Genomic DNA, 25245 nt, shown 5'->3' on the forward strand with positions numbered 1-25245 from the left:
CCTGTTTCCTCCTCACTTCTCTTTTATTCTACAATCACGGCCTTTTCCTGCCGCGCTTCGATCCTTCCCACGATCCCGCAGGGAAGCCCCAGTTCTTCCAGTTCCTTAAGTGCTGCTTCGGCATCTGCAGCATCAATGGATGCAAGCAGTCCGCCGGAGGTCTGGGGATCAAACAGGATTTCCTGCATGGAAAAGCCACAGCTTCCAAAATCAATCTTATCCTGCACATGGTTGCGGTTTCTCTGAGCCGCTGCTGTGATATAGAATTCCTCTGCCAATGCAGGCGCCTCCGGAATAACCGGAATGCGATCCTTATAGATGCGGGCTGTGGCCTGATCCGTTACCATTTCACACAGGTGCCCTAAAAAGCTGAAGCCTGTTACATCCGTACATCCGTGGAGCCTGTATTTTTTAAGAATCTCGGATGCATATTTATTAAGGGTTGTCATGGACTGGACCGCCAGGTCATACGCCGCCTGAGGTGCCGCCTTCATCCTTGCTGCCGTGCATACAATCCCTACACCCAGAGGCTTTGTGAGGATCAGGGCATCGCCCTCTTTGCAGTCGCTGTTGGCAAATACACGGTCAGGATGGATAATTCCCGTAACAGAAAGGCCGTATTTTACATCGCTGTCCGCAATGGAATGGCCGCCCGCCAGAACACCTCCTGCCTCTCGTACCTTTTCGCTGCCGCCCTGCATGATCTTTCCCAGAATATTCAGATCCATCTCTTCCGGAAAGCATACGATATTTAATGCAGTTTTTACCTCTCCTCCCATGGCATAGATATCACTCAGCGCATTGGCAGCCGCAATCTGGCCGAATATATAGGGATCCTCCACCATGGGAGGAAAAAAATCAAGTGTCTGCACCATGGCCAGATCATCTGTAAGCCGGTATACGGCCGCATCATCGGAACCGTCATATCCGATCATCAGATTGGGATCCTTTGTTTTGGGCAGCCGATTTAACACACGGGCCAGTACCCCCGGCCCCAGCTTGGCCGTACAGCCTCCTCCCCTGCAAAATACGATTTCCTCACTCATTTTTTTCATTTTCTCCCATCTCTCTCATATGATTTAACCATTCATCCGAAAAATACGTTTCAAACAGACGGTCCAGTTCCGCTTCTGCATCTCTTCGAAAGCTTAAATAAGCTTCCATCAGCTCCTTCGCCTGAGGCGTAAGGGTGGAACCTCCTCCGTCTCTTCCTCCGGTCTCCCGGTCTGTCAGCAAAAACCCCCACTCCTTTTCCGCCACCCGGAGCATTTTCCATGCCTTACTGTAGGCCATATTCATAGAGCGGGCCGCTCTCTGCAGAGATCCTGTTTTCTCTACCGCTCTCAGCAAAGCCACCATCCCCGGACCAAAGGCCTTTTCCTCAAAATACAGGCGCAATGATAAACCGTAATGAAGCTTATTGTTATCTTCCATCTTCTGCCCTCCCGTTATACTCTTTTGTATATAACGATTTCTACAAAAAAACTGGTCTCTGTCTTTTTGGATCCAGCCATAAAAGACGCAGCCAGTATTTTGTGTGCTATGTGTAATAGTATACCATGCTTTCTCACGCTTTTCCAGCCCTTTCATATATATAAATTACAGACAGAAATAAGGCAGGAACAGCCATGAGAACATTTTTTGCAGTCGGGGGCGATATGCGTCTTCGATGGATGGTACAGATTCTTTCCAAGGAAGGATATCCCGTATCTTTTTTTACAGGAACGGATTCCCCGCTGATGAAATCGGCAGTCAAAGAGGCCTCTGTGATCCTCGGCCCCGTTCCCTTTACCCGCGACGGGGTTCATCTGTTCCAGCCTCCCTCACACGGTATGGAACTCTCTGCCCTTCTTTCCTGCCTTATGCCCGGACAGTATCTTTTTGGCGGAAATCTCCCGGATCCTGTAAAAGAGTTCTGCGATAATAATGACATTCTATGGAAGGATTTTATGGACATGGAAGAAATTTCCCTGGAAAATGCCATTGCCACCGCAGAAGGCGCCATCTCTCTGGCAGTCAGCCAGTGCCCCATCAATCTCCATCGCTGCCGCTGCCTGATCCTTGGATATGGGCGCTGCGGCCAGGCGCTGGCTGACCGCCTGAGAGGAATGTTTGCAGATGCATCCGTCTGTGAGATAAATCCCATCCGGCAGACACTTGCCAAAACGCGTGGCTTTGACACCTTTGATCCCCAAAAACTGGAAAAATATCTTCCTCAGGCAGAGCTTATTTTTAATACAGTTCCCGCTCCTATCCTTACAGATCCCCTGCTTATCAAGCAGATCCGTAAAGACGCGGTACTTTTTGAACTAGCTTCCGGCTCCGGCTGTATTTCTGAGGAAGCCTGCCGTCAGGCCGGACTTTGCCGGATCGCCTGTCCGGGGCTTCCGGGACGTTTCAGTCCCAAAGCCTCTGCCAGGATCCTGTGCCGGGCAGTACTGCAGGTCCTTGGAGAGGGACGTTAAAAACTACTACATTTATAATAGAGGGAAATTCTTATGTCTCTGAAAGGAAAAACGATCGGCCTGGCTGTTACCGGGTCCTTCTGTACCTTTGATAAAATAAAACAGACCGTACAAACTCTCATACAGGAGGAAGCCGAGCTGTACCCCATCTTTTCCTCCCATGTGCAGACCACCCGTTCCCGTTTCGGAAGCACGGATGAATATATCCGGACCATCAGCGGTCTGGCCGGACGGGAACCCATTCTTACCATTGAGGACGCGGAACCCATTGGCCCCAAAGGCTATCTGGATCTTCTGCTCATCGCCCCCTGTACGGGAAATACCCTTGCCAAGCTGGCAAACGGCATCACGGATACCCCCGTACTCATGGCTGCCAAAGCCCATTTGCGTAATGAAAAGCCTCTGGTTATCTTCCTTTCCACCAATGATGCCATGGGAATGAATTTTAAAAATATCGGACTTCTCTTTCCCTGCAAACATGTATATTTTGTTCCATTTTCCCAGGATTCACCGCAAAAAAAGCCCTGTTCCCTGGTTGCGAGAACAGAGCTTGTAATTCCAACCATAAAAGCTGCTCTGAAGGGTGAACAGCTCCAGCCTGTTTTATATGGTCCGGACTAATTACCCCAAATTTTACAAAAACAGCTCATTTTCCTTCCGGATCCCCTTTAACGGCAGAAGCTTCTGGTTTAACATCTCCTGAACACGTTCCGGAAGCTTTTTTGCACCGGAAGGACAGACAGCGATGCAGCGCAGGCACAGGATACATTTCTTTGGATCTGTCACTGATGGATTTTCTTTTGAAATAGCTCCAGAGGGACAGAGTCCGGCGCAGAGTCCGCACCCGGTACAGCCGCTGCCGTTTACCGGTACTGCAGGCATCTTTTTCCATTCCTTATATGGGCGGTTCCCCGGCACCTGGGGCCTTGTAATTTCTGCCGCTTCAAGCTTTTTAAGGATCTGTGCTCCAAAACCGGAAAGCTCCTCATGATCCTTCGCATCCGGACGTCCTGCCGCCACCTCCCGAACCATGGAATGCTCCGCAAGGACAGCCACAGAAGCGAAAGGCTCAAAGCCCTGCTCCTCCAATGCATCATTTAACTCCACCAGAGCATCCTCATAGGCCCTGTTTCCATAAACGGCAGCCGTAACAGCAGCAGCGCCCTTTCCTGCGGTGCACTTTAACCGCTCTGCCATCAGTGCCGGGATCCTTCCTCCAAATGCAGGAGCAGCCACAATCACCAGATCATCCTTTTTAAATTCTGCGCCATTAAAATCAGGAGCAGAAAGATCCACCTCTTTTACCTCTTTTCCAAGGCTCTCTGCCAGATAGAAGGCCGCTTTTTTTGTTCCTCCGGTGGGACTGAAATATATTGCCCATACACATTCCTTCATGCCTTTACCTCCTTGTCTTTCCCAGTCTCTCGGCCCGCACAGAGATCATCTCCGCCGCAACGCTGACTGCAATCTCCTGGGGTGTTTCCGCATGGATTCCCAAACCGATCGGCATATGGCAGGCCTTGATCTCCTCATTTGAAAATCCATCTTCAAGCAGCCGTTCCGTCACCACACGGATCTTGTTTTTGCTTCCCATCACGCCCAGATAGCAGGGCTTTAAAGCCAGAGCCTGCTTCTGCACATAATAGTCAAACTGATGGCCTCTTGTCATCACGCATACGTAGTCTTGAGGCCGGATAGACACATAGTCGCCAATCCTCTCCATATCTCCCACGATTACCTGATCGGCATCGGGAAATACCTGCCGGTTGGCAAACATCTCTCTGTCATCCATGATCACACAGCGAAAGCCCACTTTTTTTAATACAGGAACCAGCTCCTGAGCCACATGGCCTCCGCCGAACACATACGCCGTACCAGACTGAACCAGAGGCTCCACATAGTAAAAATGATCGTTTTCTCTGGAAATGACCGCCTGGGAACCAAAAAGCGCTGTAAACTCAGGCCCAAATACCGTCTCCGGCAACACCCGTTCACATACAGAAGCGTCCCTTCCATCTTTCATTTCTGCGGCTCCCGAAGGACAGCTATGCTTCATCCACCCTGCTCCTGCCGTTTCATTTCCAAGGCCCAAAACACCTGTCTTTTCACTGTAAAGCCCCATTTTCCACGATTTTTCCACAGTGAGGTCAAAAATCAGCCAGCTGTCCTCATCCACATCAAGAACACTCAGAACCTGATCGATAAGCTCCTGGATACCTGGCATTTCAGGATCCACATACTGGATGTACACCGTCACATCTCCCCCGCAGACCATACCGATATCGGCTTCTTTCCCACGGGTTAAAGTAAACTCTCGAAGACTGGACTCTTTACTTTTAACTGCTTCCCTGCAGGCCAGAGTTACCTGATACTCCACAGCTCCTCCGCCCACAGTTCCAAGAGCCGTTCCATCTGCTTTTACCAGCATCCGCGAACCCGCGCCTCTGGGTGTGGAACCCGCGCTCTCTATGATCGAAGCAAGTGCTGCTCCCTCTCCTCTTAAAAGGCATTTTTTCAGTTCTTTAAATAACTCTCTCATTTTGACACCTCATTTTCTTCCGGAAAATACCGTTTAAACAGCCGTTCGCTTTCTTTGCGCAGTTCTTCTTCCATGCACAGATATCGTCTTAGAAAATCTTCCCCCTTCTCTGTAAGACGGGAAAATCCCCCCTCTGTTCCTCCTGACCGGGATACAAGGAGGCCATAGCCCAGCTGATGCTCCGCCTCCTTTAAAAGCTTCCAGCCTTTGGTATAGGATATGTGCAGCTGCCTGCAGGCCGTCTGCATGGAACCTGTATGACAAACCACGGTGAGAAAACGGGCAAGCAGCGGCCCAAAGAAGGGATCATTTCTCCGAACGACCAGACGCACCTCCGGATGCACCTGGATCTTCTGTTTTTCCATTTCCCGTTCCGTACTGTCTTCATCCGTTTCCACTGCAAAGATAATTCCCTGATCTTCCACAGGTACTTCCTTTGTCACAAAGCACTGCTCCGCTTCAAAAAGTGCTCCCCGCAAGCCCCGATTTCCCGTGTATTCAAGCACTTTCCCGGCTGCGTGCTCCGATATAAGAACCGGATGGCCTCTTTTTCCGTCAAAAACCGGCCGGATAATATCGCCCTCTTCTGAAAGCATTTTTTCCAGCGTATCACGCAAAAGAAGCGGAAATTTAGCAGGAAGGATCAGTGTCTGTGTACACAGTCCTCTGATGTAGCGAAGACCCATGGAAATGCTGTCGAACATCTGTTCCATTTCGTAATCGGGATTGCGCAGGGAAATAACCTCCAGATCGCTTATATGCTTCTCCAGCTCATCTCCCTGTTTTCCCGTCACTACCACAATAGGATCAATCCCCACCCGCCTCATCGTAATAATGATCCGACGGATCACGGTGCTGTCCCCTACCGGGAGCATGGGCAAAAAGGCCGTTCCTCTGTTTTTATGGCCTGCCGCCACAATGACTGCTCCTGTTTTTTTCATATCAGAGTTCTCCTTTTAACAGTAAAATAGCCGACGGATCTACCCGAAGATACTCCGGGATCACTCCGGCAGAATTGTGGGTATGAATCGTCTTTTCTCGTTTCCACCACAGGCCGTTTTTCAGGGTAATATACCACTCAAAGGGCATTTCAGACACCTGGGGTTCTTCCACAGGAATACAGTTTTCATATGCGTATGCAGCTGCCTTCTGTCTGCTTAGCGGCTCAAAATCATGAGCCCGGATCCCCACTGCAGTAATCTCCTCCCCCACCAGACGGTCTGCCATCAACTCTAAGCCGCCCCAGTCCAAAGCGCAGATATGCCGTTCACCCATCCGCCTGATCCTGGAAATATTTTTGCAGCCCGTAAGTCTTGCAGCCTTGCAGGTTTGGGGCCAGGCAAAAATATCTCTCGTCTTTCCCCTGGCCAGAACCTTTCCCTGATCCATCAAAAGTATCTCCGGACAGAGCTGGTATGCCTCGTCCCTGTCATGAGTTACCAGAATGGAAACGCCGTCATAATCCTTTAATGCTTCTGCCAGCTCCAGACGCAGCTTTTCCCTCAGATATGTATCCATTGCTGAAAACGGTTCATCTAAAAGCAGGATTTCCGGTTCATAGGCCAGAATCCGGGCCAGTGCTGTTCTCTGCTGCTGGCCGCCGGACAACTGAGCGGGATAATGCTTTTCCAGTCCGATCAGCCGGAAACGCTCCGTCATCTCCTGCACCTTCTGCTTAATGGCCTGAGGGGAGCAGACCTGGGACTTCCTGCCCCCCGCTGCAGCCCTTGCGCCCTTTCCCTTTAAGCCTGCGGCAATATTTTCCTCCACCGTCATATTGGGGAACAGGGCGTAATTCTGGAACAGGTAGCCTACCCGGCGGATCTGAGGCGTTTCATTGATCTTAAGGGCAGAATCAAACAGAACCCGTCCCCCGGCTGCCTCCCCCTGAGCATATTGAAGGGCAATCCGGCCGGAATCCGGCGTCACAATGCCTGCAATGGATTTTAAAGTCATGCTCTTTCCACAGCCCGAAGGTCCTAAAATACCCAGACAGCCTTTTTCCGCCTCGAAGGAAAGCTCCAGAGAAAATTCCTTCAGCTTCTTTTTGATTTCAACTCCCAGCAAAAGCCTGTGTTCTGTCTCAAGCGCCATGCTTTCTTCCTCCTGCCCTTAAGGCTCCCAGATTCATAAGCAGAATAGAGATAAAGGCAATGACCACAATGACGGCCACATACCGGTCTGCAGCCCCCATATTGCCTGCGGCCACCTCTGAATACACTGCCATTGGTAGGGTTCTTGTCTTTCCCGCAATATTACCCGCGATCATAGAAGTGGCTCCAAATTCTCCCAGACCTCTGGCAAAGGCCAGGACACCGCCGCTTAACATGCCGGGAGTGGCATTGGCAAAAAGCACCTTCCAGAAAATTTCCCACTCACTCATCCCCAGAGTCCTTGCAGCCGCAGTCAGATCCGGATCCACCTGCTCGAATGCACCCCTGGCAGAGCGGTACATCAGCGGAAATGACATCACCACCGCCGCCAGTACCGTAGCTCCCCAGGAAAAAGCAATCTTTACTCCGAAAAAATCAATAAAAAACTGTCCAATGGGGCGTTTTACCCCAAACAGATAGAGCAGAAAAAAGCCGGCCACCGTAGGCGGAAGCACCAGGGGAAGAGTCAGAATACCGTCACATATGATTTTTGACGTCTCATTTTTCAGACGGATCACAACCCCCGCTGCAAAAATACCCAGAAAAAAGGTGATAAAGATGGACAGGCTGGCTGTCTTCATGGATATCAGAACCGGTGACCAGTCCATAATACGTCCTCCTTTTCATTTACAGATTTAAGGCAGGATTTCATTTCCCTTGGAGAAGCCATAAGCCTCAAATACCTTCATGGCTTCCTCTGTTTTTAAAAACTCCACAAAATCTGCCGCTTCTTCAGAATGCGCGCTGCCTTTTAACACAGCTACAGGATAAATTACCTTCTTTTTCAGACTTCCCTCGGGAGCCTCAGCAATTACATCGACCTGCTCTGCCATGCTGGCTGCATCTGTGGCATATACGATACCTGCGTCTGCACTGGAAGCCGCTACCTGGTTTAAAACCTCTGTTACATTGGTTCCAAAGCTTACCTTATCCTGGATCCGATCCCAGATCCCAAGACTTGTGAGCGCTTCCTCTGCATACTGACCGGCCGGTACGCTGGCCGGGTCGCCCAGTGCGATAGAGGATGCTTTTTCAATATCTTCAAAAGCTTCAAGCCCTGCTTCATTTCCTGTGGGAACAATCAGAACGATCTTATTTTCCAGAAGATCCGCAATCGTATCCTCAGCAATCAGCCCCTTTTCATTTAAAGCATCCATCTGCTTTGTGGCTGCGGACATAAATACATCTGCCTCCAGTCCTTCTTCGATCTGGGTCTGAAGCTTACCGGAGCTGTCATAGACGCCTGTTACTATAACACCCGGATACTGAGCCTCAAACATGGGGATCAGTTCCTCTTCATAGGCATTTTTTAAACTGGCGGCAGCTGCCACTAAAAGCTCTGTCTCTTCTTTCTCTGAAGCGGCTTCTGTTTCTGCCTCAGCGGCTGCCGGAATCTTCGCGGTCTCTGTTTCCTTCTCTGCCTGAACACTTGTCTGTTCCTCAGTCTCCTTTGCTCCTCCTGAGCATCCTGCCAGCATCCCTGCTGCTAAAATTGCTGCTGCCACTGCATAAAGCTGTTTTCTCATTTTCCACTCCTCTTCTTTCTGATTTTTTCCAGTTATTTACTCATTCCTATTGGCCTTATCTGGCACATTCTGAGGCACTGCCTCTTAAAATCCGAATCCCGTGGTCAAGAGAATCCAAAATATAACCCAGACTCTCCCTTACCGCCTTCGGACTTCCCGGAAGGTTGACGATTACGGTCTGTCTGCGGATCACTGATACTCCACGGCTGAGCATGGCCCGGTTCGTCACTGCCATGGACTGATACCGGATGGCCTCGGCAATTCCGGGAGCCAACCGGTCTGCCACTGCCAGAGTCGCCTCCGGAGTCTGATCCCGCATGGAAAATCCTGTACCGCCGCTTGTAACCACCAGATCTGCCCGGACTTCATCTGCCAGACGAATCAGCTCTGTCTTAAGTTCCTCCGGCTCATCAGGAATGATCAGCGTCTCCACTACCTCATAGCCTGCCTCCTCCAGCATCTCTTTTGCTGCAGGGCCGCTTTCATCCACACGCTCTCCCCTGGCTCCCTTATCACTCACCGTAATAACAGCTGCCTTAAATGACTTTTCCTCAAATCCGTTTCTCTCCTTCGCATCCATCCTTTTATCCTCCGATCGAGCTCATATTATGTGATTCCGTAATCCTTCCCGGTGTTTCAAAGCAGTGGGCCATGGGCTTTTTAAGGATCGTTTTCTCCATCACAGTCCTCAAACGGCTCTGAAGCCCTTCGTCACGAACATCCAGCCCTTCCGGCCAGATGAAGTGGCTTTCCTTTTCCGGCCGGGATATCTCCTCTCTGAGCACCTGTTTCAGATCCACGCCATCCTCATAACACAGACAGGTTTTCAAATATCCCTGAGCGGTCAGACGCACCCGGTTGCAGGAAGAACAGAACTTTCCGTGAATAGCGCTGATCAAGCCAATGCTGCCTTTAAACCTTTGGGATTTATAATAAACAGCCGGGCCAAAACCATGGACTTCATGGTCTGTTTCAAGATCCGGATACATTTCCTTCAGCTGCAAAAGCAGCGTTCTGTGATCAATGCCCTGAAACTGCTTTCCATAACCAATGGGCATCATTTCAATAAAGCGCACATCAACCGGATACTGCTCTGCCAGTGCTGCCATGGCCCGCCAGCCGTTCTTGTCCCGCTCTTTTCCATCCTTCCAGTTGTCGAAATCAATGGATACCGCATTGACCTTCACCGGGATGGGAAGCCTGTCTGCCCTGCTTATGATTCCCAGAACCTTATCCAGCGCATCTGCCCCGGTAATGGTCTCATAAAGCCCCGGATCCAGAGTATCCAGACTGATATTGACCGCATCCAGCCCCGCATTCAAAAGCTCACCCAGATACTGTTCCAGAAGAACACCGTTGGTGGTGAGAGTTACCTTCTCAATACCGGGGACATTTTTGAGCATCCGTACTAACTGGGGGCAGTCCCTGCGCACCAGCGGCTCTCCACCTGTAACCTTAATCTTCCTGATTCCCAGATCCGCCGCACAAACGGCTATCGCCTCCAGTTCTTCCAGGGAAAGGATCTCCCACCGGGGCATACACTGGATCCCGTCCGGCATACAGTATTTACATCTCAGATTACAGCGGTCTGTAATGGAGATCCGCATATAATCGATTTCTCTTCCCGTCTGATCCCTCATTTTTTACCTCTGCCTTCTTACCTCATTATAAAATTCCCCGCTCTTTCCGCCGGACTTATGCTCTAAATAGATATGGCTCATTTCCATAGACTTATCCACTGCCTTGCACATATCGTAGATGGTAAGGAGGGCCACATTCACTCCGGTCAGCGCTTCCATCTCCACGCCGGTGCGTCCGGTGGTACGGGCCGTACAGACTGCTTCAATCTCATTTGTCTCCTCATGGATCGTAAAGTCCACAGTCAGCTTGGTCAGGTTCAGCAGGTGGCACAGAGGAATCAGCTCAGAGGTTCTCTTGGCCCCCATGATCCCGGCCACACGGGCCACGCCCAGAACATCGCCTTTTTTCATAGAACCCTCTTTCACCATTTTCAGGCACTCCGGGCTCATAAAGATACTGCCCCTTGCAGTGGCCTCCCGTTTTGTTTCTTCCTTTCCGCCTACATCTACCATCCAGGCATTTCCCTGTTCATCAAAATGTGAAAAATCCATTTTTCCTACACTCCTTTTCCAAAACCGCAGTTGGGGAATGTGCAGACCGGGCAGTTCAGACACAGGCCGCCCTGTCCCAGAGAAGCCAGATTTTCCTCTGTCACCTCATCATCTGCCATCACCCTTGGCAGCACCAGGTCAAAAATCGTACGCTTTGCATACATCACACAGCCCGGAAGCCCCATCACTGCCACTGTACGGCTCTTTCCTTCCTCCTCTACTTCCAGATAAGCTAATAAAAACATAGCTCCCGGAAGCACAGGAGCCCCGTAGGATACCACCCTGGCTCCTGTATTTTTGATGGCAAGGGGCGTCTTATCGTCAGGATCCACGCTCATGCCTCCGGTGCAGACTACTACATCCGCACCCTTTTTCACCATATCAAGGATAGAAGCAGTCACCTTTTTATCATCATCATTCCAGGTCACATGATCAATGATCTCCGTGTCAAACTGCGCCATCTTTTTCTCGATCACCGGGGTAAAGGTATCCTTGATCCGCCCGTAGAACACCTCATTTCCCGTGGTAATGATTCCTACCTTTTTATGTACAAAAGGCATTACATCCAGGATCGGACGTCCCCCTGTGGCAGCCAATGCGCTTTCTTTGGCCCGCTCCATCTTCTCCTCTTCGATCACCAGAGGGATGATACGGGTTCCAGCCAGCTTGTCCCCCTTCTTTACGGCAAAATTTCCGTGACGGGTGGCGATCATCATCTGTCCGAATCCGTTCACTGCCTTTAAGCCTCTGTTATCCACCTTTAAGAGACCGTCACAGTCAGCCGTAAGCTCAATCTTTCCCTCTTTTACCTCAGAGCGCTCCATATGGTTTCCCTTGCACAGGCTGCACAGGATCTCGGCTGCCTCATTTTCATGAAGCATCCCCTCCTCCTTTTCCCAGACATACAGCTGATCCTTTCCCACACTTAAAAGTACCGGTATGTCCTCCTTTGCGACAATATGCCCCTTGCGGAATACGGCGTCCTTTGTCACGCCCTTGATGATCTGTGTAATGTCATGGCAGAGTACAGCACCCTCTGCATCTACTGTTTTTATCAGCTTCATTTTGCAACCTCCACCGTTATTGTTTTTTTGAAATAACGCTCTTATGATGATACCACGAATGGGGGAATTTGTAAATGGTTTGCGGGGCAGAAAAGGATCATGTATTTCTACACGATCCTCATATTTGCAGTGTCTTACCATTACTGGATTTGCAGGCTTTCCGCATATTTAAATTGTATAATATCTCTTGGAGCAGTTTCAACATAGGCTTGCTCTTTATGCATAAAGAATTCTCCTTCCAGAGAAAAATGATATGCATTCGTTTCTCCCATATCAACTTCTTCACAGGGCACATCCTTTAAGTCTATTATGGAATTATGCCCTACAGGAACCGCCCCCATCGGAAGTGCCTGATAAACCAAATGGTTTACATGTACACATTTGTTGTCACAAACATGGATTCCTCACCAGAGTATCTCATCAAATTTTACTGCAAGCGAGGGCTGATGGAAAACTTCATTAAAGAAAGCAAATCCGGTTTTGATTTTGCGTCCGTAAGCAGTCATACCAGAATGGTAAATGCCAATAGACTGCAGGTACATGCTCTTGCGTATAACATATTTAATTGGTTTAGAAGATTGGTGTTATCAGCAAATATGCGAAAGCAACGCATTGATACCGTCCGTTTAAAATTGCTGAAGATTGCTGCAAAAGTAGTTCATTCAGCAAGATATATCACATTCAAACTGTGCAGCAGTTGCCCCTATAAGAATGAATTCTATGAGACACTTTCAAATATCGGCAAGCTGAATGTACAGCTGGAATAGCAACTATTAACGAACATTGACAGCTTAACAACTGCTCTGAACTCTGCCACAGGGATTTTATACCCTTTTGACGGGTTAATTGAGTGATGTTATGGCTGCATGGATCAATTTTCAGATTCATGGTACTGTTATCAATTCAAATACTGTTCCGTGAATAATTTAGGATAATCCTGCAGTTTCCGCAATCTCCAACAAAAGAAACAGCACGTGCCCGTCACAAAAGAAAGCCCGTGCTGTTTTTAACCCACTTTATAAGTGACCCCCTACTCCCCGTCCGTATCTTCTCCCAGATGCAGACGCCCAAACACCATATCATAGCCGTCACTTCCGTAATTTAAAGAACGGTTTACACGGCTGATGGTAGCGGTAGAGGCTCCGGTCCTGTCCGCAATCTCCAGATAGGTCTGCCCTTCCCTGAGCATTTTTGCCACCTCATAGCGCTGGGAAAGGGACAAAAGTTCATTGATGGTGCATACGTCTTCAAAGAACTTATAGCACTCATCCGGTGTTTTCAGGGTAAGAATCGCATCAAACAAATGATCCACTGCTTCTGTTTTAATTTTTTTATTCATATCTATATTCTCCTTATTGCTTTATGACTTTTTATTTATATAATCTGCACTCAGTTATTTTAACATATTAAAGTTTGAAAGTCCATATCTTGCGAACAGTTCGAGAAAATAAAGTAAATTATTTTCAAACAACTTCATGTGTGGTATACTGTTATCAAAAATATTACGACGTACACGCAAGGAGGCTAACAAATCATGCAGTACCGTACTGAACACGATTCCATGGGAGAAATCCAGGTTCCTGCAGACCGTTATTGGGGGGCTCAGACCCAGCGCAGCTTTGAAAACTTTAAAATCGGAGCAGAAAAGATCCCTATGGAGATAATACGGGCATTTGCGATCCTGAAAAAGGCAGCGGCCATGGCCAATCACCGTCTGGGAAAGCTGGATGAAACACGCCTTTCCCTCATATCTGCAGTCTGTGATGAGATTCTGGCAGGAAAGCTTGACGGTCATTTCCCTCTGGCTGTATGGCAGACCGGAAGCGGCACCCAGTCTAATATGAATGTAAACGAGGTCATCGCCAACCGGGGAAATGAAATCGCCGGAAAGAAGCTGCTCCACCCCAACGACCACTCCAATATGTCCCAGAGTTCCAATGACACCTTCCCCACTGCCATGCACATTGCTGCGGCGGCCGAAATCGAGGACAGGCTCTTTCCTGCTCTGGATCTTTTAATCTCCACCTTTGACCGCCTGATGAAGGAAAATGAGGGTATCATCAAAACCGGGCGCACCCATCTTCAGGACGCCACTCCCATCACCTTTTCCCAGGAGATCAGCGGCTGGAAAAATATGCTGGAAAAATCAAAGGAAATGCTTGCCTTAAGCCTTAAGGGACTTCGGGAGCTGGCTCTGGGCGGCACTGCCGTAGGCACCGGCTTAAACGCCCCAAAAGGCTTTGATACGGAAGTGGCAAAAGCAGTTTCCGAGCTCACAGGAAAAGAATTTGTCACCGCAGCCAACAAGTTCCACTCTCTCACCAGCAAGGACGAGCTGGTATTTGCCCACGGCGCCTTAAAAGGCCTGGCAGCCAATCTGATGAAGATCGCAAATGATATCCGCTGGCTTTCCAGCGGCCCCCGCTGCGGACTGGGTGAAATCTTTATCCCGGAAAATGAGCCCGGAAGCTCCATTATGCCGGGAAAGGTAAATCCGACTCAGTGCGAGGCTGTCACTATGGTGGCGGTTCAGGTTATGGCAAATGATACGGCTGTAGGCATTGCTGCCTCTCAGGGAAACTTTGAATTAAATGTATTCATGCCCGTATGTATTTACAATTTTCTCCAGTCTGTCCGTCTTTTAACCGACGCACTGATTTCCTTTAATAATAACTGCGTATCCGGCATCCGGCCCAACCGTGAAAAGATGGATGAAAATCTCCGTCGTTCCCTGATGCTTGTGACCTGCCTTAATCCGCATATCGGCTATGAAAATGCGGCTAAAACCGCAAAAAAAGCCTATAAGGAAAATATTTCCCTGAAGGAAGCCTGCGTATCTCTGGGCTTTCTCACGGAAGAGGAATTCGATCAGGTATTCAAACCCGAAGCTATGGTATAAACACTCTGCTCCCAGAGCACATTTTATTTTACAGGAGGAACAAAATCATGGATATCAATCAGGCATCCCTGCAGATGCATTACGACCTGAACGGAAAAATCGAGGTCGTTTCCCGCAAAAAAATCGAAACAAGAGAGGATCTTTCTTTAGCCTACACTCCGGGCGTAGCCGAGCCCTGCCGGGTGATCGCAAAGGATTACGAGCAGTCCTTTAAGCTGACCCGCCGCTCCAACCTGGTAGCCGTCATCACAGACGGTACGGCTGTTTTGGGTCTGGGAGATATCGGCCCTGCAGCCGGTATGCCGGTTATGGAAGGAAAATGCGCCCTGTTTAAGGAATTTGCAGATGTGGATGCATTCCCTCTCTGCATTGACTCCAAGGACACAGATACCATTGTACAGACCATACATCTGATTTCCAAAAGCTTCGGCGGCATCAATCTGGAGGATATTGCCGCTCCCAGATGCTTTGAGATTGAGCGCCGTTTAAAGGAGCTGTGCGATATCCCTGTATTCCATGATGACCAGCATGGTACTGCTATCGTTGTGGCAGCCGCCCTGTTAAACGCCATCAAGGTAACAGGAAAGGAAATGGGAACGCTTCGTGTGGTAATTAACGGAGCAGGAGCCGCAGGCATTGCCATCGGAAAACATCTGATCAATATGGGCTTTGGAAATGTGATCCTCTGCGATATCAATGGTATTATCTGCGAAGGCGACGAGGGCTTAAATCCTGGCCAGGAAGAAATTTCCCATATCAGCAATCTGGATCACGAGCATGGCACTCTGGCCGACGCTTTAAAAAATGCGGACGCCTTTATCGGCGTATCACGTCCCGGACTGGTGACAAAGGAAATGGTTGCCTCTATGAATAAGGGTATCGTCTTTGCCATGGCAAACCCCACACCGGAGATTATGCCCGACGAGGCCTTGGCAGGAGGCGCTGCAGTCGTAGGAACCGGCCGCTCTGACTTCCCCAACCAGATCAACAATGTACTGGTATTTCCGGGCGTATTTAAAGGTGCTCTCTCCGTCCGTGCCAGAGAGATCACTGAATCCATGAAGCAGAGAGCCTCCTATGCCATTGCCGGCATGGTTTCTGATGAGGAGCTTACAGAAGATAATATCATTCCCTCCCCGTTAAACAAGGCGGTAGCCGACGTAGTTGCAAAAGCGGTAGCTGATGTGGCTGTAGAGGAAGGGATCGCACGGATTTAAAGAATACAATCTATTTAAAAGCCATATAACATCAAAACACAGGCGCAAAAAGGCCGCAGCCAGGACTCATCCGGCTGCGGCCTTTCTTATCTTTAATACGTTTTAGTTCTCCTTTACGGAAGGAAGAATGGTCTCTACCTCTGCATGTGGACGTGGGATTACATGAACGGAAACAAGCTCGCCTACTCTCTGAGCTGCTGCTGCGCCTGCATCTGTAGCTGCCTTAACTGCGCCTACATCGCCGCGTACCATAACAGTTACAAGGCCGCCGCCTACGAATTCCTTGCCAATCAGGGTAACATTTGCTGCCTTTACCATAGCATCTGCTGCCTCAATAGAGCCTACCAGTCCCTTTGTCTCGATCATTCCTAATGCATCATACTTCATGATTATTTCCTCCTGATTTATCTTAATTTTTTAGTTCACATGATTACAGTCCGGCCATTTTCAGCCGAAGACTTCCAATATAGTTTAGCAATGGATATGTACCACGGAAGTTCCTCCCAGACCGAAAGCATTTGCCTCCTCCATATCCAGATGGCATTCCAGCTGTGACTGTGCGGTCACACGGATTGCCGTATTTCTTAAAATACCTCCTCTGGGACCTTCTGCCTCCAGATCTACAACCTGTCCGTCATGGACACCAAAGCGCTCTGCGTCAGCCGGAAGCATATGAATATGCCTCTGAGCAACCATTACGCCTTTTTCTGTCTGTACAGAACCTTTCGGGCCCACCAGGGTAATTCCCGGTGTTCCATCCAGATCTCCGGAAAGCCGTACCGGAGCTTTTACTCCCAGCTTAAAGCCGTCTCCTGCCAGTATTTCTACCTGTGTTTCCCGGCGTACCGGACCCAGGATGCGTACCTTTTCGATCGCTCCCTTAGGGCCGCAGACCGTAACCATTTCCTTGCAGGCATACTGCCCCGGCTGGGAAAGATCCTTCATCTTGGTCAGCTCATATCCCGGACCAAACAGGCGGTCTAAGTCAGCCTGAGACAGATGGACATGGCGGTTGGAAACACCTACCGGAATCCCCCCATTGGCACAGGGTTCTTCCTTTTTCTGCCCTTCCTGCTGTACCGCTTCCATTAAAAGCTTAAGCAGTTCTTCACACTGATTCATGTTCTGCCTCCTTATTCGTTCATGGATGCAATCAGCTGGCGTACCAGATCAGCCAGATGGGCGTCATCTGTAAATCCCTTAACAGAGGCCTCTTTTAACTGTTCTGCCGTATCAATGCTGGATTCCTGAACAGCAGCCCCACAGCAGCACCCGCCCTGGCGGCGTTCAAAGGATGCCACGATATCAGCCGGGCTAAAGCTCTGGGAAGAAGCTGTATTCTGAGAGCAGCTGGCCTGTACTTCCTGCGCCTTCTCCGGATTGCGGAAGGTTCTGTCATCTTTAAGAAGGGTAGAGCAGTTCTTTAATCCATAAGCAACCTTCTTTACATTGATCAGATTTAAGGGGCTTACATTTTCGGAAACAGAGCTTCCGCCGCAGGTTCCGCAGCCTAAGGTAAAGGCTACATTCAGTCCTGTGCTGATTCCGGTTCCGCCCATGCTGCCCCCGGTATTTACAAGGATACGGGAAGCCGGCTTCATGGCAAACTTGCGAACCAGTTCCTGATCATTGGTATGGATGCTCATGGTATGACCGATACCGTTCTGTAAAAGGTCAATGCTGAGCTTACAGGCTTCTTCCCAGTTTTCTACGGTGTAAAATGCCAGAACTGTTGTAAGCTTCTCATAGGAAAGAGGATATCCCTCGCCTACGCCGCCCTGTTCTCCGATCAGAACCGTGGTTCCTGCCGGAACAGAAATCCCGGCTGCCTGTCCGATCACCTCCGGACTGCGTCCTACGAACTTGGCATTCATTGCATGGCCGTTCTTAAAGAGCAGACGGCATACCTTGTCGGTCTCTTCCTTCGTCATAAAGTAAGCTCCATGGCGTTTTAACTCTGCAACCACCTCATCATGGTTACAGCGCTCGCAGATGATCGACTGCTCAGAAGCACAGATGGTTCCATTGTCAAAGGTCTTGCTGGCAATAATAGCATCTACTGCCGCCTTAACGTCTGCTGTACGTTCAATGTATGCAGGGGAGTTTCCTGCGCCTACGCCGATGGCCGGCTTTCCTGCACTGTAGGCTGCCTTAACCATTCCCGGGCCGCCGGTTGCGATGATAAGAGCCACCTCTTTGCAGTGCATCAATTCATTGGTTGCCGCCATGGTAGGTGTTGTAATGCAGCTGATCACGCCCTCCGGAGCGCCTGCCTTAACAGCTGCGTCACGCATTACCTCTGCTGCCCTTAAAGTACACTTGGCTGCGGATGGATGGGGAGAAAATACGATTGCATTTCCAGCCTTAATAGCAATGATGGATTTGTAAATTACGGTAGAGGTAGGATTGGTAGATGGAACAATGCCCATGATCAATCCTGCCGGAGCAGCTACATCCATGGTACCTCTGGCACGATCCTCGGAGATAATGCCTACGGTTTTCATATCACGGATATCTTCATATAATAATGTAGACGCCGCATGGTTTTTATATGCCTTATGAACTGCATTTCCGAAGCCGGTCTCTTCCACTGCCATTCTTCCCAGACAGGCCGCATGCTCTTCTGCTGCTTCTACCATGCTTTTTAAAATTTTGTCAATCTGCTCACTTGTATAAGTGGCCATTTTCTTTGCTGCTTCCTCACCCTGACGGGCCAGATTTCTGGCTTCCTGGATGGAACGCAGATCTAAATCAAAATTCTCCATTATCGGTTCCTTTCTCCGGTCAGACACCGGATGTTTTATTTCTGTCGCGTTTCATACCATTGTCTCAATTCCTTTAAGAGACGGGACCGGTTTGCTCTGGAAAGCTCCCTTCCGGCCATTCCCAGCTCCGGATAACTTCTGGCAAGCTTACGAAGCTGCGTTACATGACAGTTTTTAAGAGCTGTCATCACTGCCTCTGCTCCTGAAACATCATAAAGGCCATCGCACCATGCCCGTGTAACAGGATTGGGAATGCTTATGTCCGGCTCCTGTACGGCGGTATTGCCCACTTCTGCATCCAGCTCCTGTACCGCTGTGCCGTCTTCCCCAGTCTCTGCATTAGCCTCTTCAGCCCCGGTATCCTCCGACAGCCCTGCTGCCACAGTCTCCGGCTCATCCTCAGATGCAGTTTCCAGCTCTTCGGCCGCTTCCTCCGGCTCATCCTCAGATACAATTTCAGCCTCTCCGGCCGCTGCCTTCGGTTCATTCCGTTTTCCCGGATCCTCCGGCTCTGGCCCGAAAAATCCCTCCAGCTCTTCATGAGGCCTTGGGATCACATGGCGGCTGACCAAAAGTCCTTCACCCAGATGCTCTGCTGCCGATGCGCCTGCATCTACAGCTGCAGTTACGGCTGCCACATCACCTGTTACAGTAACCGTCACCAGACCGCCGCCGATCTTTGTCTTTTCTACAAGGGTTACATCTGCTGCCTTGAGCATCACATCTACCGCTTCAATGGCTGCCAGGGTTCCCCTTGTTTCTATCATACCCAGCGCCTGCATTTATGTCCTCCTTTACAGAAGGTCCGCCCAGTTGGCCGGATAGGTTGCATAGAATACTCTTGCCTTGTCCGGAGAACCCCAGATTACCTTGGAACCGGATGGAACAAAAAGAACATCTCCTGCATTTGCCGTATATTTCTTTCCGTCAATGGTAACGGTCAGCGTTCCCTCGATTACATAGTCGATTTCCTCATACGTCAGCTCCCAGGCAAACTCAGAATGATCGATCACAAGGAATCCTGCACTGATATGAGATTCCTCTTTGCTTACCAGTTCCTGGAAATAAGCAGTGGCATTTGGATCGCCTGTGTCAAATACATCCATTTTCACTGTATTTCCGCGGACTACCTTTAATCCATTTTCATGGGTTACGCACTGATAGGGGCGGCTGCCGCATTTTGTCAGCAGTTCTCCTAAAAGTCCCTTGTCCATCAGAGCTTTTAAAAGCTGATAGATCTGTTCGCTGTCAATGCCTTCTCCGTCGCAGGTACATGCTGCCTTCTCCGGCTCCTTGTCTGAAAATGTGATTCCAAGGGCTTCTGCAGCATCCTTAGCAGAAGGTGTTACGATCACATCCGGTCCTGTCACGCATACTGTTTTTCCTGCCTGCTTCAGTGCTTCTATATCCGCAGCACAAATCAGCTGTTTCATTTTTCCACATCCTCTCCTGATCCGCCTTATGAATCCTCAAAGGCGCAGTCTTCGTCAATAATTCCCACTACTGCCGCATCAGCCGGAATTTCGTCGCTTCCCAGCATCCGTCTGGCAGAAGATCCGCAGGCTACGATCACCCGGTCCCCGATCCCGGCTCCGATGGTATCGATCACTACCATGCTCTCACCGGCTCTTGTGCCTCCGATGACCTCAGCTAAAAGGAGCTTATATCCGCTTAGAAGGTCTGATTTTCGTGTTGCCCAGATATTTCCTGTCAGTCTTGCTGTTACCATTCCTCCGCTCCCTCCTTTTCTCTCCGTCGAATTTCTTCCAGGGCCGCTTCTACCGAAGCCGTATCCCCAAAGATTGCCAGCATGATCATATGCTGGGGGCAGCTGCCCCGGATGTCTTCCACCGTAACGCCCACTGCTTTTTCTGCTACATCAGCGGCGCAGACCATTTCGATCAGACGTCCCTGAACCAGGCCTACGGCATCCACATCCTCCAGCTTTACTGCATTTCCCGAACCCTTTCTCCGGGCCAGGATCTCTAATGTACCCCGGCTTGGGGATTTAATGATCCGGTACTCCATATGCTTTACTCCATTTCCTGATCCGTACAGCTCATAGCGATTCCAAGAGGCGTAACGAACATGGGATTTTCCGGTTTATAGGTAGGGATCCCTGTTTTCTTTCCTATGATATCCTCGATTCCGGAAAGACAGCAGGTTCCTCCTACCAGATACAGTCCCTGCACATTATAGCCCTCGATCTGGCGGCTGATGATGGAAGCCACTTTTTCAATCACCGGCTTCAACACCGGAAGGATTTCTTTGTGATTCTTCTTATCCCTCTTATAAATCTCCGCTTCTGAGAAGGGAAGCTTATAAGCTCCGGCTAATACCAGAGAAAAATGGGTTCCTCCGGTGGCCTCATCATCTACATTGATCACTTTTCCATTTTCTAAAATGGAAATGCCTGTGGTTCCGCCTCCGATATCTACTACAGCTCCGTTTTGGATCTTTAAGATCTGATTGGCGGCTGTGGGTTCATCTAACAGGGCTGTGATTTCAAATCCAGCGCCCTGCACTACATTTTTGATTGCTCCCCCGTCCAGAGCGTCGGTTCCCGGAGGAATGGCTGCGGCTGCATAGATCAGTTCCGTACCCAGCTTTTCCTCCAGCTCTTCCTTCATTTCACGCACCAGACGGATGGCACCGATATAATCTACTACCATGCCGTCACGAACCACATCTGCATACCGGTAAGCGCCTGCTACCGGCCGGCGGTTCTCATCCAGAACAGCTAAAACCACACAGGCTGTTCCCAGATCCACGCCGGTATAATAAATGGAAGAGCGCTTCTTTACCGGCTTTTTTACCACCTGTTCAAATTCCCTCACCAGGCGGTCACATTCTGCAAATGCTAATTCTTCTGACATATTTTTCCTCCAAACCCATGGCAGATCATCTGTGATAATCGGTTGATGATACAGTGTGCCATTTCCTTTCGATCGTCGGGAAGCTCCCGTTCCAGCTTTCTTAATCTGCTTCTGAGCACATGAAGCCGGATCACAACCCGGCCATTGGGTGACTGGGCATGAAATCCTGTGATTTCAAAGCAGTCTGCCAAACACTTTCTGCAGTTTTCAGGACCGATTCCCGTACAGGCCGGACAGAGCATTTCCCAGCGCCTTTCTCCTTCAGCCATCTCTTCCCCGGACGCAAGCCTGGCAAGATTCCGTTCCAGTTCAAAGATTTCCTTTGAAACAAGAACATCCTCTCTTTGAAGATCCAGTCCTGCCTGAAGAAAATCAGCCTGAAGGTTTCCAAGCTCAAGCTGCCAGCAGGGCAGTTCTTCTGCCGGATGAGCTCCCTGTGAACGCTCCTCTGCTTCCGTTTCCCTTGGCTGTTCATTCTGTTTCAGACTGCTGCCGGCTTCTTTTTTTCCAAAGCCGGTCTGTCCGTTTCCTGGACGAACGCCATTTTCTGTCTCTGTCAGGCGGATACCGCGGTCACTTAAAAACTGTCTTGCTCCCGGTGTAAGCCGCGTTCCCGCTTCTGGCTCATATTCTGTAAACCGTTCTCTGCGAAACCGCTGCCTCAAATCCTCTTCTGTGATAAATCTCATACGATTCCCCCTTTACAAAGCTTCTTGTAAAGGTATTCCAGCTCCTGCTTTTCAGGCACTCTGGGATTGGTAGCCGTACAGTTATCCTTTAACGCCTGCTCTGCCATCTGGGGAATGGCTTCCTCAAATGCCTCCCGTTCAACGGACAGGTCTGTCACATAAGCAGGACTTCCAATCCGCTTCATCAGATTCCGGATGTGGCGGATCAGGCCGTGTACTGCCGCTTTGGGAGTACCGCCTCCGATTCCCAGCATATCCGCAATCTTTTCATACCGGAGCAGTGCTTCATTTTCTCCATTCTCCTCCAGTCCCGCATTATATGCGATCACATGGGGAAGGATTAAAGCATTGCTTCTGCCGTGAGGAATATGGAAATGTGCTCCCAGGGCATGAGCCATACTGTGGCAGACGCCTAAGGAAGCATTGCTGAATGCGATTCCTGCCAGACAGGAGGCATTATGCATATGCTCTCTGGCTTCCATATCAGAACCGTCCAACACGGCCCGTTCCAGATATTCCCATACCAGCCGGATCGCTTTTTCTGCACAGGCATCTGTAAAATCATCCGCCTTTGCGGAAACATAAGCTTCCAGTCCATGGGTCAGCACATCCATTCCTGTATCTGCCGTAATCGCCGGCGGAACGGAAGCTGTCAGCCTTGGGTCTAAAAACGCTGCATCCGGTACCAGAGCCTGATCCCGCAGCGCATATTTTGCCTGAGCCTTTGTATCCGAAATCACCGCAAAGGATGTTACCTCGCTTCCTGTTCCGCTGGTAGTGGGAACGGCTGCCAGAAGAGGCCTTCCCTCTCCGTTCATGGAGCCATAAAGATGACCGGCTGCCTTGGCGGTATCAATGGCTGAACCGCCTCCCAGAGCAATGATCCCATCGGGTTCAAATTCCTTCATCCCCTGAATGGCCTTTGCAACCACCTCGATGGATGGATCCGGTACGACCTCTGAGAAAATCCTTGTTTCTGCTCCAGCCCCATTCAGCATGGCAGCAAGCTCTCCGGCCCGTCCGCACTTCTCCATAAAAGGATCGCAGATAATATATGCTCTTTTAAGTCCCAGATGTTCAATTTCTTCCAGAGAAGCTTCCCCTGTATAGATCCGGGTACTCATTAAAAACTGTCCCATCATCATTCCCTCCTTTCTTCTGATTTTTCCGGCTCCGAAGCATCCGGCCTGTATGGATCCAGAATTCTCCGAAGCTGCTTCATACGTTCTGTATCATAGATGCTGATCTCATAAAAGGGCGGCTGGATCCCGGCTCTTATCAGCTGGCGTACCGCTCCTTTGCAGTCTCCCTCTGCGAGGTCGCAGCGTGTGACCACTCCGATGACAGGAACGCGGAAGGCTTTTGCAAATCCCGGAGGATATACCTCCCGTTTTCCCTTTGCATCCGCAGTCATCACCACACAGGAGGCGTCCTGAGCCGCCGCAATGAGATGATGGTGCATCCATGGGCTTTCCAGATACGCTCCCGGCGTATCCAGTGTATTCTTTCTGTAAACCATATTCTGGACCCTGCGGATATCGCTGCTGTCTTCCAGCCAGGCAGCCAGCGTTGTTTTTCCGCTTTTTCCGGGCCCTATGATCATGATCCGTTTCTTTCTCACGTTCTCGTTATCTCCGCGGCCGCAAATCCCAGCACCCGTTTCAGCGTATCCGTCACAGCCCTGAGGGCCGTATCTACGCTTTCCACATCTCCGGAAATCACTACAGAACCGGTAAAGCGGTCTAAAAATCCGATCTCCACATCAGACGCCTTGGCTGCAATATCCGCCGCGATCATGGCTGTCTCAAAGGGAGAAAGGGTCAGAATGCCAATGGCTCCTCTGCCCTCAATTCCAAGACATTCATAGATCTCCGGCACCGGAGAAGCGATCACATGGGCGATCGTCACCTGTTTGCCCGGAACCGATTCTTCAATCACCCGTCCGGCAGGCATAATTCCTTCTGTCACGGCTCCTCCTTACCTGTCAGTGGCGCACTACGGTTACAGGGAAATCATAGGCTTTCATCCAGCCCTCGATCCGGTCTAAATCCTCCTGGCTTAAGCTGGGGTCTCCCTCAATGGGGTAGGGCTTATCCAGCTGCCCGTATTTTCCCACGCCCATTTTATGATAAGGAAGAAGATCCACTCCCTTAAAGTTTGGATCATCCCGGAACGGAAGCAGAAACTGGATCACCTGATCAATTTCTTCCTTGCTGTCATTGATACCCTTTAACATCGGCATACGCACCTTCACGTTATAGCGCCTTGTCAAAAGCTCTTTTAAATTGGATAAGATCAATTCATTTCCAATTCCTGTCAGCTCATTATGACGTTTGGGATCCATATGCTTAATATCAAACAGGAACAGATCCACATATTCCGCAATGGCAAAGAGCTTGTCCGGCTTCGTGTGTCCGCAGGTTTCAATGGCCGTATTGATTCCCTGGCTCTTGCAAGCCATAAGGAGCTCCCTGGCAGCTTCCGGCTGTGCCGTACATTCGCCGCCGCCCAGGGTAACGCCGCCGCCTGACATACTGTAAAATGCAGCGTCCTCCTCTACTATCTCAAGAAGCTCGGATACAGTTTTTACCTGGCCGTTGACTTCCAGAGCAGCCTGAGGGCATACGGATTTACATTTTCCGCAGCCGGTACAGTCAATATCCCGGCGCACCCGGTGGATGCCCTCCGGTGTGATCTCATGGATCCCCACCGGACAGGCGTCCACACAAAGGCCGCAGTTGACGCAGGAGTTTTTCTTAAACATAATCTGGATCTTCCGCTCCAGACCTTCCGGGTTGGCGCACCATTTGCAGCGCAGCGGACAGCCTTTGAAGAATACGATGGTGCGGATTCCCGGTCCATCATACATATTGTATTTCTGAACATTAAAGATCAGAGCTTTTCTTTCCATGATATCTCT

General features: G+C 49.9%; 30 protein-coding genes and 2 pseudogenes. 5 read left to right on the forward strand and 27 right to left on the reverse strand.

What is annotated here, in order from left to right; translation table 11 throughout:
* Nucleotides 1-23: 23 nt before the first annotated feature.
* Both selD and WKT10_RS09315 read right to left on the reverse strand, forming a co-directional pair.
* The gene (gene selD / locus WKT10_RS09310) at nt 24-1046 is read right to left on the reverse strand and encodes a selenide, water dikinase SelD (RefSeq protein WP_340276835.1); all 1023 of its coding nucleotides are present in this window, start codon (nt 1044-1046) and stop codon (nt 24-26) included.
* On the reverse strand, nt 1039-1434 hold the full coding sequence (locus WKT10_RS09315; protein ID WP_340276837.1) for a winged helix-turn-helix domain-containing protein: 396 nt from the start codon (nt 1432-1434) through the stop codon (nt 1039-1041). Before WKT10_RS09315 ends, selD begins: the two co-directional genes overlap by 8 nt.
* A 194-nt stretch (nt 1435-1628) precedes the next feature.
* Here WKT10_RS09315 and WKT10_RS09320 point away from each other — a divergent pair, with 194 nt between their 5' ends.
* Together WKT10_RS09320 and WKT10_RS09325 are read left to right on the forward strand one after the other, a co-directional pair.
* A complete protein-coding gene (locus tag WKT10_RS09320; protein WP_337433449.1) occupies nt 1629-2465 on the forward strand; it encodes a dipicolinate synthase subunit DpsA in 837 nt (278 codons plus the stop codon).
* A 33-nt stretch (nt 2466-2498) separates the two neighbouring features.
* On the forward strand, nt 2499-3086 hold the full coding sequence (locus WKT10_RS09325) for a dipicolinate synthase subunit B (protein WP_337934040.1): 588 nt from the start codon (nt 2499-2501) through the stop codon (nt 3084-3086).
* A 12-nt stretch (nt 3087-3098) separates the two neighbouring features.
* Here the strand turns inward: WKT10_RS09325 and WKT10_RS09330 are convergent, their stop codons facing one another.
* The 11 genes and pseudogenes from WKT10_RS09330 to WKT10_RS09380 form a co-directional block, all read right to left on the reverse strand.
* Nucleotides 3099-3860, reverse strand: coding sequence for a 4Fe-4S binding protein (locus WKT10_RS09330; RefSeq protein ID WP_340276841.1), 762 nt, complete (start codon nt 3858-3860; stop codon nt 3099-3101).
* Between the two features lie 4 nt (nt 3861-3864).
* Nucleotides 3865-5004, reverse strand: a complete 1140-nt coding sequence (locus WKT10_RS09335) for an XdhC family protein (RefSeq protein ID WP_337433446.1) — start codon at nt 5002-5004, stop codon at nt 3865-3867.
* A complete protein-coding gene (locus WKT10_RS09340) occupies nt 5001-5945 on the reverse strand; it encodes an NTP transferase domain-containing protein (protein ID WP_340276844.1) in 945 nt (314 codons plus the stop codon). The genes WKT10_RS09335 and WKT10_RS09340 overlap by 4 nt, the downstream gene beginning before the upstream one ends.
* Before the next feature lies 1 nt (nt 5946).
* Nucleotides 5947-7098 carry a sulfate/molybdate ABC transporter ATP-binding protein gene (locus tag WKT10_RS09345; RefSeq protein ID WP_340276846.1) on the reverse strand — a complete coding sequence of 384 codons (1152 nt, stop codon included), beginning with the start codon at nt 7096-7098 and terminating at the stop codon, nt 5947-5949.
* A complete protein-coding gene (gene modB, locus WKT10_RS09350; RefSeq protein ID WP_340276848.1) occupies nt 7088-7765 on the reverse strand; it encodes a molybdate ABC transporter permease subunit in 678 nt (225 codons plus the stop codon). Before modB ends, WKT10_RS09345 begins: the two co-directional genes overlap by 11 nt.
* 27 nt (nt 7766-7792) lie before the next feature.
* Nucleotides 7793-8683 carry a molybdate ABC transporter substrate-binding protein gene (gene modA / locus WKT10_RS09355; RefSeq protein WP_296038417.1) on the reverse strand — a complete coding sequence of 297 codons (891 nt, stop codon included), beginning with the start codon at nt 8681-8683 and terminating at the stop codon, nt 7793-7795.
* 55 nt (nt 8684-8738) lie between these two features.
* Nucleotides 8739-9236 (reverse strand): annotated as a pseudogene (locus WKT10_RS09360) (MogA/MoaB family molybdenum cofactor biosynthesis protein); the annotation flags it as partial.
* Between the two features lie 31 nt (nt 9237-9267).
* The gene (moaA, locus tag WKT10_RS09365) at nt 9268-10323 is read right to left on the reverse strand and encodes a GTP 3',8-cyclase MoaA (RefSeq protein WP_066547021.1); all 1056 of its coding nucleotides are present in this window, start codon (nt 10321-10323) and stop codon (nt 9268-9270) included.
* 3 nt (nt 10324-10326) lie between these two features.
* The gene (gene moaC, locus WKT10_RS09370; protein ID WP_066547020.1) at nt 10327-10815 is read right to left on the reverse strand and encodes a cyclic pyranopterin monophosphate synthase MoaC; all 489 of its coding nucleotides are present in this window, start codon (nt 10813-10815) and stop codon (nt 10327-10329) included.
* Between the two features lie 5 nt (nt 10816-10820).
* On the reverse strand, nt 10821-11879 hold the full coding sequence (locus WKT10_RS09375; RefSeq protein ID WP_066547017.1) for a molybdopterin-binding protein: 1059 nt from the start codon (nt 11877-11879) through the stop codon (nt 10821-10823).
* Between the two features lie 140 nt (nt 11880-12019).
* Nucleotides 12020-12151, reverse strand: coding sequence for a hypothetical protein (locus tag WKT10_RS09380; RefSeq protein WP_278283996.1), 132 nt, complete (start codon nt 12149-12151; stop codon nt 12020-12022).
* An 84-nt stretch (nt 12152-12235) separates the two neighbouring features.
* On the opposite strand from WKT10_RS09380, the pseudogene WKT10_RS09385 reads away from it, so the two are divergent.
* A pseudogene (locus WKT10_RS09385) lies at nt 12236-12646 on the forward strand (transposase); the annotation flags it as partial.
* A 263-nt stretch (nt 12647-12909) separates the two neighbouring features.
* Here the strand turns inward: WKT10_RS09385 and WKT10_RS09390 are convergent.
* Nucleotides 12910-13218 (reverse strand): YerC/YecD family TrpR-related protein, encoded by a 309-nt coding sequence (locus WKT10_RS09390; protein ID WP_066547016.1) that lies wholly within the window; start codon nt 13216-13218, stop codon nt 12910-12912.
* Between the two features lie 195 nt (nt 13219-13413).
* Between WKT10_RS09390 and fumC the strand changes: the two genes are divergently transcribed.
* Both fumC and WKT10_RS09400 read left to right on the forward strand, forming a co-directional pair.
* A complete protein-coding gene (fumC, locus tag WKT10_RS09395) occupies nt 13414-14778 on the forward strand; it encodes a class II fumarate hydratase (protein ID WP_296038708.1) in 1365 nt (454 codons plus the stop codon).
* Between the two features lie 47 nt (nt 14779-14825).
* Entirely contained in the window at nt 14826-15995 is a 1170-nt protein-coding gene (locus WKT10_RS09400) for an NAD(P)-dependent malic enzyme (RefSeq protein WP_337934029.1), read from the forward strand.
* A gap of 102 nt (nt 15996-16097) precedes the next feature.
* Here WKT10_RS09400 and eutM read toward each other — a convergent pair whose 3' ends face one another.
* From eutM to cutD, 13 genes are all read right to left on the reverse strand, one after another.
* Nucleotides 16098-16382: an ethanolamine utilization microcompartment protein EutM gene (gene eutM / locus WKT10_RS09405; protein WP_066547012.1), complete on the reverse strand. Its 285-nt coding sequence runs from the start codon at nt 16380-16382 to the stop codon at nt 16098-16100.
* 84 nt (nt 16383-16466) lie between these two features.
* Entirely contained in the window at nt 16467-17117 is a 651-nt protein-coding gene (locus tag WKT10_RS09410; protein WP_066547009.1) for a phosphate propanoyltransferase, read from the reverse strand.
* Between the two features lie 11 nt (nt 17118-17128).
* The gene (locus tag WKT10_RS09415; RefSeq protein ID WP_066547006.1) at nt 17129-18760 is read right to left on the reverse strand and encodes an acetaldehyde dehydrogenase (acetylating); all 1632 of its coding nucleotides are present in this window, start codon (nt 18758-18760) and stop codon (nt 17129-17131) included.
* Between the two features lie 35 nt (nt 18761-18795).
* Nucleotides 18796-19542 carry a BMC domain-containing protein gene (locus WKT10_RS09420; RefSeq protein ID WP_340276858.1) on the reverse strand — a complete coding sequence of 249 codons (747 nt, stop codon included), beginning with the start codon at nt 19540-19542 and terminating at the stop codon, nt 18796-18798.
* Between the two features lie 12 nt (nt 19543-19554).
* Nucleotides 19555-20193 (reverse strand): cupin domain-containing protein, encoded by a 639-nt coding sequence (locus WKT10_RS09425; protein ID WP_066547000.1) that lies wholly within the window; start codon nt 20191-20193, stop codon nt 19555-19557.
* Between the two features lie 26 nt (nt 20194-20219).
* A complete protein-coding gene (locus WKT10_RS09430; RefSeq protein ID WP_066546992.1) occupies nt 20220-20489 on the reverse strand; it encodes a EutN/CcmL family microcompartment protein in 270 nt (89 codons plus the stop codon).
* Nucleotides 20483-20788 (reverse strand): BMC domain-containing protein, encoded by a 306-nt coding sequence (locus WKT10_RS09435; protein WP_296038710.1) that lies wholly within the window; start codon nt 20786-20788, stop codon nt 20483-20485. The genes WKT10_RS09430 and WKT10_RS09435 overlap by 7 nt, the downstream gene beginning before the upstream one ends.
* Nucleotides 20789-20793: 5 nt before the next feature.
* Complete coding sequence (gene eutJ, locus WKT10_RS09440) at nt 20794-21636, reverse strand: ethanolamine utilization protein EutJ (protein ID WP_066546984.1); 843 nt, start codon at nt 21634-21636, stop codon at nt 20794-20796.
* Nucleotides 21621-22325 carry a hypothetical protein gene (locus tag WKT10_RS09445; protein WP_066546981.1) on the reverse strand — a complete coding sequence of 235 codons (705 nt, stop codon included), beginning with the start codon at nt 22323-22325 and terminating at the stop codon, nt 21621-21623. Before WKT10_RS09445 ends, eutJ begins: the two co-directional genes overlap by 16 nt.
* Complete coding sequence (locus WKT10_RS09450) at nt 22322-23464, reverse strand: 1-propanol dehydrogenase PduQ (RefSeq protein WP_066546978.1); 1143 nt, start codon at nt 23462-23464, stop codon at nt 22322-22324. The genes WKT10_RS09445 and WKT10_RS09450 overlap by 4 nt, the downstream gene beginning before the upstream one ends.
* 2 nt (nt 23465-23466) lie before the next feature.
* On the reverse strand, nt 23467-23946 hold the full coding sequence (locus WKT10_RS09455; RefSeq protein ID WP_066546975.1) for a EutP/PduV family microcompartment system protein: 480 nt from the start codon (nt 23944-23946) through the stop codon (nt 23467-23469).
* Nucleotides 23943-24278, reverse strand: coding sequence for a BMC domain-containing protein (locus WKT10_RS09460; RefSeq protein ID WP_066550651.1), 336 nt, complete (start codon nt 24276-24278; stop codon nt 23943-23945). Before WKT10_RS09460 ends, WKT10_RS09455 begins: the two co-directional genes overlap by 4 nt.
* A gap of 31 nt (nt 24279-24309) precedes the next feature.
* Entirely contained in the window at nt 24310-25236 is a 927-nt protein-coding gene (gene cutD / locus WKT10_RS09465; RefSeq protein ID WP_296038712.1) for a choline TMA-lyase-activating enzyme, read from the reverse strand.
* Nucleotides 25237-25245: the final 9 nt, after the last annotated feature.

This window comes from Enterocloster sp. HCN-30185 (assembly GCF_037890305.1).
Lineage (GTDB): Bacteria > Bacillota > Clostridia > Lachnospirales > Lachnospiraceae > Enterocloster.